The organism is Dermabacter jinjuensis (assembly GCF_902381725.1).
GTDB lineage: Bacteria > Actinomycetota > Actinomycetes > Actinomycetales > Dermabacteraceae > Dermabacter > Dermabacter hominis.
In genome coordinates this window covers 269,316-287,892 of sequence record NZ_LR698963.1, presented here as the reverse complement: position 1 = coordinate 287,892, position 18,577 = coordinate 269,316, and the positions used below count along the sequence as shown (strand labels likewise).

Sequence of the window (18,577 nt, the reverse complement as noted above, 5' to 3'; positions counted from 1 at the left end):
GTTTGTGGGGGTTATTCCGGTCGTGAAGGCTGAGATAACCCCCGCAACGTCTATGCAATTCGGTGAAAGTGGAGCGGGTGACGGGAATCGAACCCGCGCTGTCAGCTTGGGAAGCTGAAGTTCTACCATTGAACTACACCCGCGAATGTGCCTCCCCAGTGTAGCCGCCGCGCGGCGCACCTCCAAACCGGCGTGAGGGAAGCGACCACGCGTTAAGATAGAGGCGTGCTTCTCAGTGATCGTGATATTCGCGCGGAAATCGAGGCGGGCCGCATCGGCATCGCCCCCTTTGGTGACGAGTTTATTCAGCCCGCGTCAGTGGACGTGCGGATCGATCGATTCTTTCGACTCTTCGACAACCACAAGTACGCGATGATCGACCCTGCGAAGGAGCAGGCAGAGCTCACGCGGCTCGTGGAAGTTGATCCCGACCAGCCCTACATGCTGCATCCGGGCGAATTCGTTCTCGCCTCGACGTACGAGACGGTGAGCCTTCCAAACGATATTGCGGCGCGCCTCGAGGGGAAGTCGAGCCTCGGCCGCCTCGGGCTGCTCACGCACTCCACGGCGGGCTTTATCGATCCGGGGTTCGAGGGGCACATCACCCTCGAACTGTCGAATATGGCAACCCTCCCGGTTGCGCTGTGGCCGGGCATGAAGATCGGCCAGCTGTGTTTCTTCCGGCTTAGTAGCGAGGCAGAGAGCCCGTACGGCTCGGAGGGGAACCTCAACAGGTACAGGGGTCAAAGGGGTCCGACGGCTTCCCGCTCCTACATGAACTTTCACCGCACGCAGATCCCCGCAACCCCCTTGGAGGAGACCCCGTGACGCACACCCTTGTTCTCGACCGGAGCTACGGGCTCGATGATCTCTTCGCGCTCACGCTCAACCGTTACCCGCTCGCGCGGAAGAAGAAGAAAACGATCCGGGTCAGTGACACGACTTCGCTTGTGTGGAACCCTTCGGCGAACGAAGCAACGATCGAGGTTCCCATGCATCGCGATGGCGGACCTTCGGAGATTCCCGATGGATTCGGCTTCGATACGGCCTTCCCGAACGGCGTTCCCGCCGGTGAGGAGCGCGAGATTCTCGAGTTCGCGCTCAACGCGGTGCGTCGCCTCGGCGGGAAAGTCGTGACCGACACTGGCCACGAGCTCGCCCCGCATCAGTTCATGCAGCCGAGCCTCCACGTGATTGCCGCGTATGAGCTCGCGCCGAAGGACCTGCTCGAGATCGTGCAGAAAATCGTGAAGGAGTCGGAGCTTGTGGGAGAGACCGAGGGCTTCCCGTACATGATCTCGGCCCCGATTTTCGCGCACGCCGACCTCGTGGTCGAAGCGACGACGCTCGAGGAAGATATCCCCGCGATTGAGCACGTCGAATGGGTCAAGGAAGGCGCGGCGCTGTACACGGTGGCCTATCGCCCCGACGATCCCTCGAGCCTCGTTGCCGAAAACCCGGAGAAGCCGCAAATTCGTGAATGGCGTGAGGCTTACCTCGGGTGCAGCGCCGTGGCGCGCGCAATTTGGGACGAGACCGGCGGGTTCGTGCTCGACTACGAGAATTTCCTCGTGAACCCGAACGAGCTCTTCTAACAGCCTTCGCCAAGCACTTCACGCGAGCGAGGGTCTGGTTGACGCTGGAGGCGTGCATCCCGTGACGTGGGATGAACGTATGGCGAGCCCTGCTCGGTTGATAGAATTAAGCGTCCCCGCACCGTAGTCACGAGGACGGAACTACCTGCATGATTATCGCCATCGCCGCGCATTTCGCGATGGCACTTGCGGCGCCCTTTTTCGTGAAGTGGTGGAAACAAAAAGCGTTCCTACCGATCGCTCTCGTTCCCGCGGGAACCGCCGCGTACCTGCTCGCGCACTCACCTGCCGCCCTCGCCGAGGCGCCCCTCGTCGAGTCTCACCCGTGGATTCCCCAGTTCAGCATCACTCTGAGCTTCGCACTCGATCCGCTCGCGTGGCTGTTCGTCCTCATCGTTTCGGGTATCGGAACGGTCATCATGCTGTACTGCTCGCGGTACTTCAAGGAAACGGAGCCGTCGCTCGCCCGTTTCGCGGGCGTGTTCACGGCGTTCTCCGGGGCGATGCTCGGGCTTGTGCTCGCCGACGACGCGATGATGCTGTTCGTGTTTTGGGAGCTCACGACCGTGTTCTCCTACCTGCTCATCGGCCATTACGTCACGAAGCAGGCCTCGCGTCGCGCGGCGATCAACGCGCTCATTTCTACGACCGCGGGCGGCCTCGCCCTCATGATCGGACTCCTCATGCTCGGTGTCGAAGCCGGCAGCATGCGAATCTCCGAGATCCTCACGTCGCCCGCGTTCGCCGCAGTCTCCCCGTACCTCGTTGTGGCCCTCGTGCTCGTGCTAATCGGTGCGGCTACGAAATCGGCACTTGCTCCCGGGCACTTCTGGCTCCCCGGTGCAATGGCCGCCCCCACGCCAGTGTCGGCGTATCTTCACGCCGCGGCGATGGTGAAGGGGGGAATCTATGTTCTCTTGAGGTTCGCCCCGCTCCTGGCAACCGTCGGACCCCTCACGATTACAGTTTCCGCGCTCGGTGCCGCGACCATGCTGCTCGGTGGGTGGCGCGCCCTTAGGCAAACCGATATCAAGCTGCTGCTCGCGTACGGCACCGTGTCCCAGCTTGGATTCATGGCGTCGATCGCGGCCGTCGCAACGCGCGAGGCGGTGTTTGCCGCAGCCATGCTCACCCTCGCACACGCGCTCTTCAAGGCGCCGCTGTTCATGAGCGTCGGCGTCGTGGACAAGTGCTACGGCACTCGCGACCTGCGCGAACTTAGCGGAGTGTTCAAGGACCTGCCGATTATCGGGATCGTCGCCTTCGTGAGCGCGGCCTCTATGGCGGCGATGCCGCCGCTGTTTGGATTCGTCGCAAAGGAAGCGGTGTTCTACACCTTCGCCGAGGGTGAGCCGTGGGCTCGTGCGATCCTCGCGGCGACCGTCGCGGGATCCGTGCTGACAGTCGCGTATTCCTGCCGCTTTTTCTTCCACATGTTTCCCGGTAAGGGCGGGGCTCCGCACAAGCAACCCACGCTGCGATTCCAGCTCATCCCAGCGATCGTCGCGGCCGCGAGCCTTTCCGCTCTCGCGCTCACTCCTCAGCTTGAGGCGCTCGCGACGCTCATCGCGGGCGGCCCCGGCGCCGCCGTGGGGGAGGTCGGTCACCTCGCCGTCGTTCCCGATTACGTGTCGCTCCCGCTCATCTGCTCGCTCCTCGCACTTACCCTCGGTGCCGCCCTCGCGGTTTGGCACGCACCGTTTGAGCGCTTCCAGAAGGCCGTGAGCCCTCAGCGCACAGCGCTTGGGCGATGGTGCGATGCGGAGCGCCTGTTCCGCGCTTCCATGCGCCAGGTGGACTCGCTCGCCGTGCGCACCACCGCCTTCTTCCAGCGCGGCTCGCTTCCGGTGCACCTCGGCGCGATCTTCCTCGTGTTCGTCGTGATGCTCGGTGGCGCACTCGGCTTTACCGGCAAGCACCCGGACACGGTCGTCCTGTTCGTGCATCCCGCAGAGTTTGCCGTGGTCGGCTTCGCGGCGTTCGCAGCGCTCGGCGCGGCGCGCGCCCGTCGCCGGCTGAGGGCCGCGCTGCTGATTTCCGGAACGGGCTTCGGCGTCGCGCTCCTGTTCATGATGTACGGCGCCCCCGATGTCGCCGCGACCCAGCTCTTCGTTGAGACGATGATGACCGTCGTGCTCATCCTCGTGCTGCGACGCCTGCCGGCGCACTTCTCGATTCGCCCGCGCCGCTTCGACCAAGTCGCGCGCTGGTCGATCGCGATCTGCACGGCCATCGTGATCGTCACCGTTTTCGCGTATGCGGCGGGTGCACGCCTCACCGCCCCGGTTGGCCCTGAGCTCATCGAGGCCGGCTACGAGATCGGCAAGGGACACAACGCGGTCAACGTCACTCTCGTCGACGCGCGCGTGTGGGACACCATGGGTGAGATCGCCGTCGTCCTCGTCGTTGCCTCAGGAATCGCCTCCCTCATCTTCGTGCAAAAGCGTGAGCAGCAAATCGTGCGCGTAGGGGACCTCGAGGGAGAGCTCTCGATCTGGCGACGAGCGTCCGACGCCTCCATCCCCGAAAACACGCTTCGGTTCCACAACGAGAGCGGGGACCTCGAGGGCAATCGCGGCTCCACGTGGCTGCTGGCGAGCCGCACCCTGGCCCCCGAACGCCGCATGGTCGTCCTCGAAGTCATCACGCGCCTCACGTTCCCGATGCTCATGGTGTTGAGCATCTACCTGCTGTGTGCGGGCCATAACTTCCCCGGTGGCGGATTCGCCGGTGGGCTGGTTGCGGGCCTCGCGATTACGCTTCGCTATCTCGCCGGCGGCCGCTACGAACTCAACGAGGCTGCGCCCGTGCAGGCCGGGGCGCTCCTTGGCATTGGCATGGTGCTCGCTCTCTTCACGGGCATCTCACCGCTCCTCTTCGGCGGCACGGTGTTCCAAAGCTACGTGTGGATCGGGCACCTCCCCGTTCTCGGCGAGATCGAACTCGCGAGCGCACTCATCTTCGATATCGGCGTGTACTTGATCGTCGTGGGCCTCGCCCTCGACGTCTTGCGCACGCTTGGCGAGCAGATCGACCGGCATCAGGAGGCGGAACTCGATGCACGTTAGCCTCCTCATTCTCGTTCTCGCGGCAGTCCTGATCGCGAGCGGAATCTACATGCTGCTCGAACGCACCCTCTCGCGCATCATCATGGGCGCGGTCCTCGCGGGCAACGGCATCAACCTGCTGTTTCTCCTCGCGATCGGGACCCCCGGAACGCCGCCATTCGATGGCTCGGGCGCACTCGAGGCCATGAGCGACCCGCTGCCCATGGCGATGGTGCTCACCGCGATCGTCATCTCTCTCGCCCTCACGGGCTTCGGCATGGCGCTCTCCTACCGCTCGTGGCAGCTATTCGGCCACGACGAGGTTCCCGACGACGTCGAGGACCTCCGCGTCGCCGACCGCTCGCGCAGGCTCGTCGAACGTCACCGCCACGAGGTCATCGAGAAGGTCGGCTTCGAAGCCGACGAGCGACGCAAGGAACGCGAACACGCCCGCTTGGAGGAAGAGGCCGAAAAGGCACGCGCGAACGCGCGCGAGGATGCGGACGACGATATTTCCGACGACTTTACGTCCGACGAAGAAGTCGAACAGAGCCCTACAGAAAGCGACAGCGACGAGGAGGAGACGCCATGAGCCCCGAGATTCTCCTCGCCGCGCCCGTGATGCTCCCGCTCCTCGGCGCCGCCGTCGCTCTCCTCACGCGTCACCGCGCTGGACTCCAACTCATCGTCACGATCGGCACCCTCAGCGTCAACCTCGTGATCGCGGCGCTCCTCATGTACTGGATCAACGAGAACAGCATCCTCGTGCTCCAGATTGGCAAATGGACGCCCACGCTCGGCATCGTGCTCGTTGCCGACAGACTCACGGGCCTCATGCTTTTAGTCTCGTCCTTCGTGACCCTCGCCGTGCTCATTTACGCGAGCGCTCAAACGATCTCCGAGCACATCGAATCCACCCCCATTGCGATCTTCCACCCCTCCTACCTCCTGCTCGTCGCGGGAGTCTCGAACGCGTTCCTCGCGGGCGACCTCTTCAACATGTACGTGGGCTTCGAGATCCTGCTCGCCGCGTCATTCGTGCTGCTGACGCTCGGGGGATCCGCAAGCAGGGTTCGAGCCGCGACGACATACGTGATCGTGTCGATGGTGAGCTCCATGCTGTTTCTCGTGGGAATCGCCAGTTGCTATGCAGCCGTCGGAACCGTGAACCTCGCGGAGATTGCCGCGCGCATGGACCACGTGGACCACCATGTGCGCCTGCTCATCGAGTTCGTGCTGCTGATCGCGTTCGGGCTCAAGGCGGCGATCTTCCCGCTGTCGGCCTGGCTGCCCGACTCCTACCCGACGGCGCCCGCCCCCGTGACGGCTGTGTTCGCGGGACTGCTGACCAAGGTGGGGATCTACGCGATCATTCGCCTTGAAACCCTCATGTTCCCCGAGTCGGAGATCTCGACGGTCCTCCTGGTCGCGGCCGGTTTTAGCCTTGTGATCGGCATCCTCGGGGCAATCGCCCAAACTGACCTCAAGCGTGTGCTGTCGTTTACGCTCGTCAGCCATATGGGCTACATGATGTTTGGCATCGGGATTTCCTCGCAGATCTCCATGACGGCAACCGTGTTCTACGTTGCCCACCACATCACCGTGCAGTCCACGCTGTTCCTCGCGGCTGGACTCATCGAGCACGTGGGAGGAACAACGAATCTCGCGAAGCTCGGTGGGCTCGCGAAGGCCGCGCCGTGGCTCGCGATCCTCTTCTTCGTGCCGGCCATGAACCTCGCGGGTGTGCCGCCTCTTAGCGGGTTCATCGGGAAAGTTGGCCTCATCATTGGCGGCATCCACCGCGGGAGCGCACTCGCGTGGATCCTCGTTGCGCTGAGTGTGATCACCTCGCTTCTGACCATGTACGCGATCGCGAAGGTGTGGAACCGCGCGTTCTGGCAGGAAACTCCCGAGCAGATCGTGGTGGAGAAGCCCGTCACGCCGCTGCTCATGAGCGGTTCGACCGCGGCGCTCGTCGCGTTCTCACTCGCCCTCACCGTGTTCGCCGGCCCCCTCATTGCGTACAGCGAAACGGCCGCGTCCTCGCTGCTTGAGCGAGCCCCCTACGTGAGTGCAGTGCTCGGTGACGACGCTGCCGATCGCCTCGTGTACAACATCGACGACGCCGGTGGAGGGCAGGTGGCGCCCGAATGACCCGCTTCACCGGTCGAATCCGCGACCTTCCATCGCACACGCTCGGCATCCTCGGAGGTGCCCTCGCGTGGTGCCTCCTGTGGGGAGAATTCAGTGTCCTGAGTGTCCTCGGCGGACTCCTCCTCGGCGCCCTCATCTACGTTATTTTCCCCGCGCCACCGCTGAGCCGCGAAGTCACCCTACGCCCCGTAAGCGCGCTCGTGTTTATCGCCGTTTTCGCGAAAGACCTCGTCGAGGGCAGCATCCAGGTGGCGCGCTTCGCGCTGCGCCCCTCCGGTAGCCCGGGCTCGAGCGTGATCGCCGTGCAGCTACGGTCACGAAGCGACCTGTTCCTGTCGTTCACGGGTATTCTCGCGACACTCATTCCCGGCTCGGTTGTCGTTGAGGCGCAGCGGGCCACGGGAACCCTGTTCTTCCACGCGATCGGCGTGACCACGAAAGAGCAGATCAAGGCGCAGCACGAGAGCATTCTTTGCCAAGAGGAACGCCTGCTGCGGGCCTTCGCCGCGCGCGACATCCTCGAAAGCGCCGGCTACGGGACGAGAAGGAGGCACGGCTGATGTTCGAGACGATTCTCCTGAGCGCCGCGATCGCGCTCGGCCTGATCTCGATCCCGATCGTCTACCGGATGATCGTGGGCCCCACCGTTCTCGACCGCGCCGTCGCGCTCGACATGCTCGTTGTGCAAGTCATCATGGGGCTCGCGCTCTACTCGGCATGGACCGCAACGACCTTCGCGATTATCCCCGCCCTCGCCCTCTCTGCGACGGCCTTCATTGGCACGCTCGCGCTCGCCCGCTTCGTGGCCCGCGCTGACGCCCCGGAGCGAAAGGACGCCGAGCAGTGAGCATCCCGGAGATTGTCGGCTCGATTCTCATCGTGATCGGCGTGCTCGTCGCCGCGATCGCGATGGTTGGTCTCATTCGCTTCAACGACGTTCTCTCGCGCATGCACGCGGCGTCCAAACCGCAAACCCTCGGCCTTGTGCTCGTGCTTGCGGGGGCCGCGATTGCCTCGCAGTCGTTGGCAATTGCGGGCATGCTGGCCCTCGTGCTCGCCGCTCAATTCCTGACCATGACAGCCTCGAGCGCGATGCTGGGTCGAGCCGCATTCCGCCGCGGCTTCCTCCTTGGAAGCGACTACGCCTTCGACGAACTCACGCCGCGACTGTCGATCGGTGGCGAAGGCGACGACGATGACGACGGCTTCATCGATCCTGAGGCGGATGCCCACCCCGATACCGAGACCGAGAACGCCCTTCCCTCGAACGTTCTCACGCACACGATGGGCCTTGAACTCGCCGGCCTCAAGGAATACTTCGACGAGGAAGAGATCAGCGAAGGCGACGAGGGCGACGCCGGTGCACACCCCCGCACGGGAGAGTACGGCGGAAAACAGTAGCGCCAGTAGGGCGGTGAAAGTTCCGACGGCTGCCGGGTTAACGAGGGAGCGGGGGGCGGCCCGGTGGCCACCCCCCGCTCCCTTACGCGTGGGAGTCGATAGTCCCTTAGAAGAGACCGATCGCGTTGCCGTCCTCATCGACGCCCATGCGCAGAGCCGCGGGCTCCTTCGGCAGGCCGGGCATGGTCATGACCGAACCGGTGAGGGCAACGACGAACCCAGCGCCGAGGCGGGGGATGAGGTCACGAACGTGGAGCACGTGGCCCTCGGGGGCGCCGAGCTTGGCCGGGTCGTCGCTGAACGAGTACTGGGTCTTCGCCATGCAGACGGGAAGCTTGTCCCAGCCGTTCTTCTTGAGGCGGCGAAGCGCAGCGGGGGCACCGTCGACGTACTGAACTTCGGAAGCACCGTAGACCTCTTTGGCGATGGTCTCGATGGCGTTTTCGACGCCGTCTTCGGTCTCGTAGAGGTGGTGGAAGTCGCCGGCCTCTTCGATCGCGGCGAGCACCTGGTCGGCGAGGTCGAGAGCGCCTTCGCCGCCCTTGGCCCACACCTCGGAGAGGGCTGCCTTGTAACCGTTCTCCTTGGCCCAGTCGAGAACGGCGTTGAGCTCGGTCTCGGTGTCCGACGGGAAGCGGTTGAGGGCGATCACGGGTTCGAGGCCGAACTTGCGGATGTTCTCGAGGTGCTTGCGGAGGTTCGAGGTGCCCTCGAGGGCCGCGTCGACGTTTTCGGTTTCGAGCTCGTCCTTCTTGACGCCGCCGTGCATCTTGAGTGCGCGCACGGTTGCGACGAGCACGACCGCGTCGGGCGAGAATCCGCCGAAGCGCGACTTGATGTCGAGGAACTTCTCGCCGCCGAGGTCCGAGCCGAAGCCGGCCTCGGTCACGGCGATTTCACCGAGCTCGCGGGCGAGGTTCGTCGCGATGATCGAGTTGCAGCCGTGCGCGATGTTGGCGAACGGGCCGCCGTGCACGAGGGCGGGCGTTCCGCCGAGGGTCTGCACGAGGTTCGGGTTGAGGGCGTCCTTGAGGAGCATCGTGATGGCGCCTTCGACCTTGAGGTCGGCGACGGTCACGGGCTTGCGATCGAACGTGTAGCCAACGACGATGCGCGAGATGCGCTCCTGGAGGTCCGCGAGGTCCGTCGCGAGGCAGAGGATCGCCATGATCTCCGAGGCAACGACGATGTCGAAGCCGTCTTCGCGGGGCATGCCCTGGGCGGGGCCGCCGAGGCCGACGACGATCGAGCGAAGTTCGCGGTCGTTGACGTCGAGGACGCGCTTCCACTGGATGCGGCGAGGATCAATGTTGAGGGGGTTGCCCTGGTGAATCGAGTTGTCGATGAGGGCCGCGAGGGTGTTGTTGGCGATCTGGATCGCGTGGAAGTCGCCCGTGAAGTGGAGGTTGATGTCTTCCATGGGGACGACCTGGGCGTAGCCGCCACCGGTCGCGCCGCCCTTGACGCCCATGACCGGGCCGAGGGACGGCTCACGCAGGGCCACGACGGTCTTCTTGCCCTTGAGGGAGAAGGCGTCGGAAAGGCCGACGGTCGTTGTCGACTTGCCTTCGCCGGCGGGGGTGGGCGAGAGGGCCGAGACGAGCACGAGCTTCGCCTTCGGCTTGTCGCTGCTGCGGTCGATCTTCTTCATGTCGACCTTGGCCTTGGTCCAGCCGTAGGGGATGAGGGCGTCGCTCGGAATACCGGCGGCCTCGGCGATCTCGGTGATCGGCTTGAGGGTATGTGCCTGGGCGATCTTGAGATCGGGGTTTTCGCTTGCCATGGGGCAAATCTCCTTTGATTCTTCTCGGTTCCTGCGGGGGCGTTCGTCCCTCACTGTGACCTAGCAAACGGGAAATTCCCTGAGCATGCCAACGTTTAATCGCCTCGCGCGGCATCCCGGTGCGCTCCCGTGACCGAAATTCCGGAAATATGGTGCGGTCGAGGGGGCATACAAAAATCCCCCGCCCGGTACGACCCGACGGGGGATTGCTGTGGCTCCGACGGGCGTCGATCCCGTGACCTCTCGATTTTCAGTCGAACGCTCTACCAACTGAGCTACAGAGCCGTATGTTCCAGAAGGAACAGCGAACAGCCTACCAGTGCACGCGAGCGCGTGCGAAATCGACGGGGGAGGGGGAGAGGTAAGACACGTTCGTTCGGGTGTGGGCGCAAACGGTGTGGGGCATGGGAAAACCCCCTCGATTCTTCGAGGGGGTTCGTCGCTTTTTGCGACCCTGACCGGGCTTGAACCGGCGACCTCCGCCGTGACAGGGCGGCACTCTAACCAACTGAGCTACAGGGCCTTTTTTGTCGTGCTCTCGCTTCGACTCGAATTACTTTACACACCCCGTGCACCAAATGCCACCTGAGAGCGGAGAGGCTCGTCACATTCGTGATTCCGCTGGTCGTCGCACGCTTGGCACAATGGATGGGGTGAGGAGCAGAGCACAGTCCGACGGTTCACCAGCCGCCTTCGATCTCGAGGCAATCGGCGCGAATCTCGCCTTCGCGAGTGTCGCTGCCGACCTCGCCGAGGCGATCGCGTCGCCCGGTGCGAGCGCGGTCGTCCAGGCGCCTCCGGGATCGGGCAAGACGACGCTCGTGCCGCCCATCGTTGCGAACGCTCTCGTGGGCGAGCAAGGCGCGGGTCGCGTGATAGTCACGCAGCCGCGGCGCGTCGCCGCGCGTGCCGGCGCATCCAGGCTTCGTGCCCTCGCCTCACAGACCACCCCGGCGCTCGCCGACCGCGTCGCCTATACGGTGCGCGGTGACTCTACGCTCACGCGCGACTCCCTCGTGGAGTTCGTGACACCGGGTGTCCTCGTGCGCCGTCTTCTCGCCGATCCCGAGCTCGCGGATGTGTCGGCGATTGTGCTCGACGAGGTGCATGAGCGCTCCCTTGAGTCAGATCTCGCGCTTGCCTTCGCGCTCGACGTGCGCGACCTGCGCGGAGATCTGAGGATTCTCGCGCTGTCGGCGACCCTCGATGCCGAGCGCTTCGCGGGCCTCATGGGGGAGGGCGTGCCAGGACCGGTGCCGGTGATCGACTCGCCAACGGCGCTATTTCCCGTCGCGACGCGACGAGAGCCCTTCGCCTCGCGCATGAACGAGCGCGGGGTCTCAAGGGAGTTCCTCGCACATGCCGCGCGGGTGGCGGTTGAGGCACTTGAGGAGCCGGGCGAGCTCGCGGATAGCGACGTTCTCGTGTTCCTGCCGGGGACATGGGAGGTCGAAAACGCGGCATCGGCGGCGCGGGATCTGCTCGCGCGTCGTGGCGCGCGGGTCGACGTCTGCGAGCTTCACGGCCGCATCGATGCGCGTGAACAGGATCGGATCGTGCGGGGCCGCGGAGCCGGCGAGCCGCGCAGGATCATCTTCTCCACGAACCTCGCCGAGTCGTCGCTCACCGTTCCGGGCGTGCGCATCGTCGTGGATTCGGGGCTGAGCCGCGAAGTGCGCCGCGATGCCGCGCGAAAGATGAGCGGCCTCGTGACCGTGACCGCCTCACGCGCGAGCATGGCGCAGCGCGCCGGTCGCGCGGGCCGACTCGGCCCCGGCCTTGCGATTCGCCTCTTCGACGACCTCGCCTACGCCGGCGCGCGAGACTTCACCCTCCCCGAGATTGCGAGCGCCGACCTCACCGATACGGCACTGCTCATGGCGGCATGGGGGACGCCCGGCGGTTCGGGTCTTCGCCTTCCCGATCCGCCCCCGGCGGACGCGCTCGGCGACGCCCACGAGACACTCCACGCCCTCGGAGCCCTCGACGCCAATGGTGCGCTCACGCCCCTCGGCCGCACGCTCGCCTCCATCCCCACCGACCCGCGGCTTGCCCGGGCGCTGCTCGCCTCAACACCGGTCGTAGGGTCCGACGCCGCCTCGCGCACGGTCGCAGCCCTGTCCCTTGAGGCGCCACTCCCGCTCGAGGGCCGCAGCATCGACGGCCCGCGCGCGAGCCGCGAGCGTCTCGCGAAAGAAACCGAGCGTTTCGCCCGCATCGCTCGCCGCCATGCAGGCGATGCACACCTCGACACGAATGGCGGACTGGAGGCGCTCGAAGCGCCGCACGATCCTGCGCACGCCGCCGGAATCGTCGTGGGCCTCGCCTACCCGGAGCGCCTCGCGCGGCGCGTCGACCCGGGAATCTACGAGTGCGCCGGCGGGACCCGCGCCGGTACGGACGAGACGAGTCTCGGCGACTGGATCGCGATTGCCGAGATGCAGCGATCGAACGCGAAGGCCGCCCGCGGCACGGGCGCGATCATCCGCTCGGCCGCACCCCTCACCGAAGAGGAAGCCCTCGCGTGTGCGGGACCGCTCGTGTCCGAGAGAAGCGAGATCGACTTCGGCGAGAACGGCACGAAAGCGCGCCGCGTGAAAGTGCTCGGCAGCATCGTTCTCTCCTCGACCCCCACGAAAGTCGAGGGGGCAGGTGCGCGAGAGGCTGTTCTCGCGGGCATTCAACGCGCCGGACTCGGCATGTTCACGTGGAGCCCGAGCGCCGCAAACCTGCGCTCCCGCCTCGCGCTTCTTCACCGCGAGCTCGGCGAGCCCTGGACGGACGTGAGCGATGCGGCGCTACTGTCACGCCTCGAAGAACTCGCGGGTCCCGAAATCGACGCGCTCGCCGGCATCGGCAGAAAAAACCCGCTTCCCCCCTCAAAAATCGACATGCGCCCCATCCTCGAGCGCGCCCTACCGTGGCCCGAAGCCGCGCGACTCGAAGAACTCGTTCCCGAGAGGATCCAGGTGCCGTCGGACTCCAAAATTCGCCTTGACTACCCGAGCGCCGACCAGATTGTGCACGCCAATGAGAGCGGTGCGGATGAGGCGCCCGTGAGACTCAAGGTCAAGCTCCAGGAAATGTTCGGGCTCGAAGAGACACCGCGCATCGTCGAGGGCAGGGTGAGCGTGCTCATCGAGCTGCTCTCGCCCGGCGGGAAACCCCTCGCGATCACCAAGGACCTGCGCTCATTTTGGGCGGGGCCGTACGCCGAGGTCCGCAAAGAAATGCGCGGCCGCTACCCGAAACACCCCTGGCCCGAGGACCCGATGGCGTTCGAAGCGACCGCGAAAACGAACCGCGCACTCAGGCGCGGCCCGCACTAGGGGCGGGGACTACTTCTCGAGTGCCCGCACTCCCTTCCAGGCAAGAGGAATCAGCCCAGCGGCGATCGCGGCCTTCACGATTCCACCCGGAATGAACGGGATGAGACCCGCGTTCATGACGCCCGCGAAGTCGAGGCCGAGGCCCATGATCGAGTTGAGCACCCACGCCATGTACGGCACGCCCACGACGAACGGCAACGCGCTCGCGGCAATAAAACCAAGAAGCGCGAGAATAAACTTGCGATCCCACGCGCGCTCCGCCATCCAGCCCGCCACAAAGGCCGAGGGAATAAAGCCGATGATGAAGCCGAAGCTCGGCTCGAGAACCATGCCCGGGCCGCCGCCAAAGTCCGCGAAAATCGGGGCGCCCGCAAGACCCGCCACGAGGTAGGTGGCGAGCGATGCCGCGCCGCGCTTCGAACCGAGCGCCGCACCCACGAGAATCACGCCGAGAGTCTGGCCCGTGATCGGCACATACGGAAGCGGGATCGTGACCTGCGCGAGCAGGCCAACGACCACCACGCCCGCGACGATGAGCGACAGATCGGTGAGCAGCGTGCGGTGTTTAACGAGCGAATCGGCGAGCACGGGGCGAGTGCCGGCAACGGAGGCGGTGGTCATGGATCTCCTTCATCTCACGAATAGGGCCGCACTAATACTAGGCCCCGCTCCCGTTCAGGGTGGAGAAAAGCGCGGTCGCCTACACCTGAATTTGGGCGAATGTGGCGCTCTATAGGGTGAGATCATGCCACCACGATCCTTCGCCCCCAGTACTCGCACCGAGCGCGCCCGCCTCATATATGCGCGCCTGAGTGCACAAGGACTCGCCCTGCCGAGGCATCGCAACGCCGGGAATCTCGTGCACGCGATGGGCGCGATGCAGGGGCAGGATCTGCCCGGCCTGCTCTCCTCGATCGCCCTTCGGCTCGATGCGGAAAAGGTCGGTGAAGCACCAGGCCAGGATCAGGTTCCGACGGTGGCTCCCCAAGCGTCGGATTCTGAAGCTTTCCCGAGCGACGCGCGCATGCGGGAAGTACTGCGCGCGTTTGACGCAGGCGAGATCGTGCGCGGCTACCCGATGCGGGGAACCGTTTTCGCCATGGCCGCGAGCGATGCGCGGTGGATGACCGAGCTGTGTGCGAAAAAGGGAGAGTGGGAGGCGAGGCGCCGCCGCTCGCGCAATCTTTCCGACGCCCAGGTCGAGCACGCGCTGAACCTCACCCTCGAATTCCTCGTGGGGAAAGTGCGAGGTGTGACACGGGCGGAACTCCTCGAGGCGTGGAAAAGCGGCGGCATCGAGACGGACGGCGGTCGCGGCTACCACCTCATCACCTACTTCATGGCATCCGGCCACCTGATCTACGGGCCGATCGACGGTGCGGAACAGCGAATCGCCGACGCCGCGACGTGGCTCCCCAAGGGGGCTGGACTCGAGGAGCGTTTCGGGGGAGACAAAGTGGCGGCAACCGCGGCACTGCTCGAGCGCTACCTCGCAAGTCATGGGCCCGCAACGCTGCGCGATTTCGCGTGGTGGACCAAACTCCCGCTTCGCCAGATCCGCGCGGCTGCCCTCCAGATCGGCGACGGAATCGAGGAATGGGGCAGTGACGCCGCAGGCGAGACGCTATTCTGCCGCGCGGGGCTTGCCGATGAGGTCAGCTCTGCCGCCGCACGCGTTCGGGGCACCTTCCTGCTGCCCGGTTTCGACGAACTCGTGCTCGGATACCCCGACCGCCTCGCCCTCATGACCGAACAAGAACACGCGCTGCTCGTGCCCGGAAACAACGGGGTGTTCCGGCGGGGAATCGTGCGCGGCGGGCGCATGGTTGCCCTGTGGCGCACCGTCAAGCGCAAGAGGGGTCGGGCGCTCGCGGTCGATGCCTTTGGTGAACTCTCCGCTGCGGCCTCGCGCGACATCGACAATGCCTTCGCGTTATTTCCGCATCACGACCAGTAGGTGGCGCCCGCGCTCGGCGTAGGGGTGTCGGAGATCACCGCGCGGAGTGTGCGGCACGTGTACTAAGGTCCCGTGACAAGGGGAGTGTGCGCAGGTAATTAATTATCTAGCGTCCAACGCCGTTGGCGGAGCCCCCACTGATCACACCCGGAGAGAAGCCCCATGGGAAAACTCGCGAAAAAATCGCAATGGAATGAAAAAACGCGGCATTGCCGCAGGCTCGTGCTGTGGCGGCACGGGACTCGGAGTTGTGGGCCTGCTCATTCTCGGCCTTATAGGGTCGCTCGCGGCCCCAACTGAGCAATCGTCGACTCCGGTCGCTTCCTCTTCCGCTGCCTCCTTCGCAGCGCCTGTATCTTCTTTGGTGGAAGATGCACACGAAGCTGATTCGGTGCCGGTAACACCGGATGCATCGTCCGCACTCAACACAGACGTCAATGCCGCCTTCGTGCCCGGTGAGGACAATGCCGCCTTCGTGCCCGGTGAGGACAGTGCCACCGTCGCCCCTGCCGTCCAGCAGGAGGCCCCCACCGGTACCGCTCTCGCCCGGCTCCGCACGCTCGAGGTGAAAGGGAGGGCCCCGCAAACGGGGTACGACCGTGAATCCTTCGGTTGGCGCGACGACGTCGACCGCAACGGCTGCGATACGCGCAACGACATTCTTCGACGCGACCTGAAAAACATCACCACGAAAGCGGGCACCCGAGGCTGCGTGGTGCTCTCGGGCCGCATCGACTCGCCATATAGCGGTTCACGCTACGATTTCGTGCACAATCCCAGTAACACGGACATCGACCACGTCGTTGCCCTCTCCGATGCGTGGCAAAGTGGCGCCTCTAGTTGGGATGCACAAAAGAAGATCGCCTTCGCGAATGATCCTCTCAATCTTCTTGCCGTCGAGTCGACGCTGAACCGGCAAAAAGGCGACGGCGATGCCGCGACGTGGCTACCGCCGCACAAAGCCTATCGCTGCGAGTATGTGGCACGCCAAGTAGCGGTGAAAGCGAAGTATGGACTCTGGGTGAAACCGGCTGAGGCCGAGGCCATCGAGAGCGTATTGGCTGCGTGCCCCAACATGAAGGCGTTTGACCGAAGCGTCGAGCCGCCTGCCACCGACTCCACCACGGAAGCAAAACCGGTGCCAACCGAAAAGCCTCGGCAGGCTGGCAAGCCCGCGGCCCTCGTCAGGGTAGTCGAGACGAAGGCGCCGAAGACGGCCCCCGCTAAGAAGAGTGCCCCTAAGCCCGCTCAGAAGAGCGCCCCTAAGCCTGCTCAGAAGAGTGCGCCTAAGCCTGCTCAGAAGAGTGCGCCTAAGCCTGCTAAGAAGAGTGCCTCTAAGTCCAGCAAGAAGAGTGCTTCTAAGCCTGCTAAGAAGCCTGCTAAGAAGCCTGTTAAGAAGCCTGCTAAGAAGCCTGCTAAGAAGCCCGCTAAGAAGCCTGCTAAGACGCCCGCTAAGAAGCCTGCTCCGAAGAAGAAATCTTCCGGTGGCGGTGGCTTCCGCAACTGCGCGGAGGCTTGGAAGAAGGGTGCGGCACCGCTCCATCGAGGCAAGCCAGGCTACACGCCGAAACTTGATAGGGATGGCGACGGCGTCGCGTGTGAATGGAAGCCTCGTCGGTAGTCCGTCCGGCCGTCTGTCAGGCGTGAAGACAGTGGTGTGAGCTGGTAGTGGGGTCCTTTCCCGGACCCCACTACTCCTTCCCTTCCCTTCGTTCCATCTTTCTCACCTTCCCTTCCCCTTTCTCACCCTCCGTTCCTCCTTTCTTACCCTCCGCTCCGCCTTCCCTGTCACGGAAGTGGTGAAAAATGGCCGCTGCGCGCCGGAATCCCCGGTCTGGTGGCGATTTTTCACCACTTTCGAAGCAACGGACTGCTGGGGTGTGCTGGCCGCACACTGTGATGATGAATGACCGCTCAATCCCAGCAGTCCTGGCGTTACGTCGGTGACAATCGTGGCTCCTGAGCGGCTAAACTAATGCAGTGCATCGTTTGAACTAGTCGCGTTGGAGGATAAAGAGGGAGGGGGCTCCGCGGCCCAAGACTGATTGCGGGCATCCCTGCCCCGCCCTCCATGAAGCACCATGAAAACAGCCAGCTGGTACATCATCACGGCCGCCGCTATCACCATCTTGGCCGCAGTCTTCCACGCACCCGCCTATTTGACAATGACCGCCGCAGCCCTAACCGCTGGGGCGACAGTAGTTGCACTCGTTGCAGAAATGAGAAAGCGCGCATGAAGATCTAGCCTTCACGCAGCGAAGTTGCGGAACGGATCGGCGTCAAAGTCCCCACTTTGGCCCGCTATAGCCTCCCAGAACCTGATGCGCTTATCGGTTCGACTGGTCGCGGGACAAAAGGCTGGATCCCCGAAACAATCGACCGATGGAACGCGGAGCGACCCGGCTCAGGTAACTGGATGCGAGGCGGGTCGAAGGCATGAAAAAGGGTCCCACCCGGCTCGAAAAGTGAAGGGCGCGGACCAGTCGAAAGGGGCTAGGCGACCTGCGCGAGGACTCGCCTCACGGCTAGTTCGGCGGTGGTGTCGATGTCGGCGGTGGTTTTCGCGTCTAGCTGGATCTACCAGTTCGGATATTAGACGACGTGGGTGCGTAGTTGTCGTTTGGAGAATTGCAGTCCTTCGCGGGAGGCGGCATCCCTAACGAAGGCCATAGCGGCGCTGACCGGTATTTGAGGCTCCTTAGGTGTACGGACCGGAGACGTTGATCGAGTGGACGTTCACGGCTGCTAGGTGAAGAGTGCTGCCACAGTCTGACGGACTTCGTCGACCGGGGACTGGTGCGGGTCCACGGGGATGGTGAGGGCATCCAACACCACGCCCATCACCAGGTGGTGCGTGACCAGCACCGCAGGGCGGCCCCCCGGGAGGCCTTGGCCGTCGTGGAAGTCCACGTCGTCTGTGAATCCCTGGCGAAGGAACGGCTCCAGGGCTTGGCGAACTTCCGGTTGGCGTGCCGCTTCCAGTCGCAGCTCGATCAGCGCGAGTGCGAGCGTGCTGTCGGCCAGGAGCCGTTCGGTTGCGTAGGCGGCGTACTCCACCGTTGCTCGCTCTGGGGGGAGGTGGGCCAGCTGCGTGACCCGATCGGGTTCAGGCGACAAGCGGTCGAAGATCCTGTGGGCCATGGCCAGGAGGAGCCCTGCTCTGGAGGGGCAGTAGTTCGCTGTGGTGCCTGTGGGCACATCGGCGGCTCGGTCGACTGCCCGATGCGTCAGCCCGCGCGAGCCGTTCGCGCCCAGGACTTCCAGGGCGGCATCGGTGATCTGCGCTCGTCGTTCGGGATTGGCCACCACAG

14 protein-coding genes and 3 tRNA genes are annotated in these 18,577 nt (G+C 64.5%); 11 read left to right on the top strand and 6 right to left on the bottom strand.

Going from position 1 to position 18,577, the window contains the following annotated elements; all coding sequences use genetic code 11:
- Window positions 1–69: 69 nt before the first annotated feature.
- Window positions 70–143 (bottom strand) — tRNA-Gly (locus FXY94_RS01435).
- Window positions 144–225: 82 nt separating this feature from the next.
- Between FXY94_RS01435 and dcd the strand changes: the two genes are divergently transcribed.
- The 8 genes from dcd (at window position 226) to FXY94_RS01395 (ending at window position 8,197) form a co-directional block, all read left to right on the top strand.
- Window positions 226–828, top strand: coding sequence for a dCTP deaminase (gene dcd / locus FXY94_RS01430; RefSeq protein ID WP_016663230.1), 603 nt, complete (start codon window positions 226–228; stop codon window positions 826–828).
- Window positions 825–1,595, top strand: coding sequence for a hypothetical protein (locus FXY94_RS01425; RefSeq protein WP_016663229.1), 771 nt, complete (start codon window positions 825–827; stop codon window positions 1,593–1,595). Before dcd ends, FXY94_RS01425 begins: the two co-directional genes overlap by 4 nt.
- A gap of 149 nt (window positions 1,596–1,744) precedes the next feature.
- Entirely contained in the window at window positions 1,745–4,663 is a 2,919-nt protein-coding gene (locus FXY94_RS01420) for a Na+/H+ antiporter subunit A (RefSeq protein ID WP_016663228.1), read from the top strand.
- On the top strand, window positions 4,653–5,234 hold the full coding sequence (locus FXY94_RS01415) for a Na(+)/H(+) antiporter subunit C (RefSeq protein WP_016663227.1): 582 nt from the start codon (window positions 4,653–4,655) through the stop codon (window positions 5,232–5,234). Before FXY94_RS01420 ends, FXY94_RS01415 begins: the two co-directional genes overlap by 11 nt.
- Complete coding sequence (locus FXY94_RS01410; protein ID WP_016663226.1) at window positions 5,231–6,796, top strand: Na+/H+ antiporter subunit D; 1,566 nt, start codon at window positions 5,231–5,233, stop codon at window positions 6,794–6,796. The genes FXY94_RS01415 and FXY94_RS01410 overlap by 4 nt, the downstream gene beginning before the upstream one ends.
- Window positions 6,793–7,356: a Na+/H+ antiporter subunit E gene (locus FXY94_RS01405; RefSeq protein ID WP_016663225.1), complete on the top strand. Its 564-nt coding sequence runs from the start codon at window positions 6,793–6,795 to the stop codon at window positions 7,354–7,356. Before FXY94_RS01410 ends, FXY94_RS01405 begins: the two co-directional genes overlap by 4 nt.
- A complete protein-coding gene (locus tag FXY94_RS01400) occupies window positions 7,356–7,643 on the top strand; it encodes a monovalent cation/H+ antiporter complex subunit F (RefSeq protein ID WP_016663224.1) in 288 nt (95 codons plus the stop codon). Before FXY94_RS01405 ends, FXY94_RS01400 begins: the two co-directional genes overlap by 1 nt.
- Window positions 7,640–8,197 carry a cation:proton antiporter gene (locus FXY94_RS01395; RefSeq protein ID WP_016663223.1) on the top strand — a complete coding sequence of 186 codons (558 nt, stop codon included), beginning with the start codon at window positions 7,640–7,642 and terminating at the stop codon, window positions 8,195–8,197. Before FXY94_RS01400 ends, FXY94_RS01395 begins: the two co-directional genes overlap by 4 nt.
- Before the next feature lie 106 nt (window positions 8,198–8,303).
- Here FXY94_RS01395 and FXY94_RS01390 read toward each other — a convergent pair whose 3' ends face one another.
- The 3 genes from FXY94_RS01390 to FXY94_RS01380 all read right to left on the bottom strand — a co-directional run bounded on the left by FXY94_RS01390 (window position 8,304) and on the right by FXY94_RS01380 (window position 10,503).
- Window positions 8,304–9,980, bottom strand: coding sequence for a formate--tetrahydrofolate ligase (locus FXY94_RS01390; RefSeq protein ID WP_016663222.1), 1,677 nt, complete (start codon window positions 9,978–9,980; stop codon window positions 8,304–8,306).
- A gap of 212 nt (window positions 9,981–10,192) precedes the next feature.
- Window positions 10,193–10,265: transfer RNA gene (locus FXY94_RS01385), tRNA-Phe, on the bottom strand.
- Window positions 10,266–10,429: 164 nt separating this feature from the next.
- Window positions 10,430–10,503: transfer RNA gene (locus FXY94_RS01380), tRNA-Asp, on the bottom strand.
- A gap of 121 nt (window positions 10,504–10,624) precedes the next feature.
- On the opposite strand from FXY94_RS01380, the gene hrpB reads away from it, so the two are divergent.
- Entirely contained in the window at window positions 10,625–13,309 is a 2,685-nt protein-coding gene (hrpB, locus tag FXY94_RS01375) for an ATP-dependent helicase HrpB (RefSeq protein ID WP_016663221.1), read from the top strand.
- A 9-nt stretch (window positions 13,310–13,318) separates the two neighbouring features.
- On the opposite strand, the gene FXY94_RS01370 is transcribed toward hrpB, so the two are convergent.
- Window positions 13,319–13,930: a biotin transporter BioY gene (locus FXY94_RS01370; RefSeq protein WP_016663220.1), complete on the bottom strand. Its 612-nt coding sequence runs from the start codon at window positions 13,928–13,930 to the stop codon at window positions 13,319–13,321.
- A gap of 124 nt (window positions 13,931–14,054) precedes the next feature.
- On the opposite strand from FXY94_RS01370, the gene FXY94_RS01365 reads away from it, so the two are divergent.
- Entirely contained in the window at window positions 14,055–15,266 is a 1,212-nt protein-coding gene (locus FXY94_RS01365) for a winged helix DNA-binding domain-containing protein (RefSeq protein WP_016663219.1), read from the top strand.
- Window positions 15,267–15,459: 193 nt separating this feature from the next.
- A complete protein-coding gene (locus FXY94_RS10955; protein ID WP_016663218.1) occupies window positions 15,460–16,887 on the top strand; it encodes a GmrSD restriction endonuclease domain-containing protein in 1,428 nt (475 codons plus the stop codon).
- A 1,124-nt stretch (window positions 16,888–18,011) separates the two neighbouring features.
- Here the strand turns inward: FXY94_RS10955 and FXY94_RS01345 are convergent.
- Window positions 18,012–18,575, bottom strand: coding sequence for a TetR/AcrR family transcriptional regulator (locus FXY94_RS01345; protein WP_016663217.1), 564 nt, complete (start codon window positions 18,573–18,575; stop codon window positions 18,012–18,014).
- Window positions 18,576–18,577 lie beyond the last annotated feature (2 nt).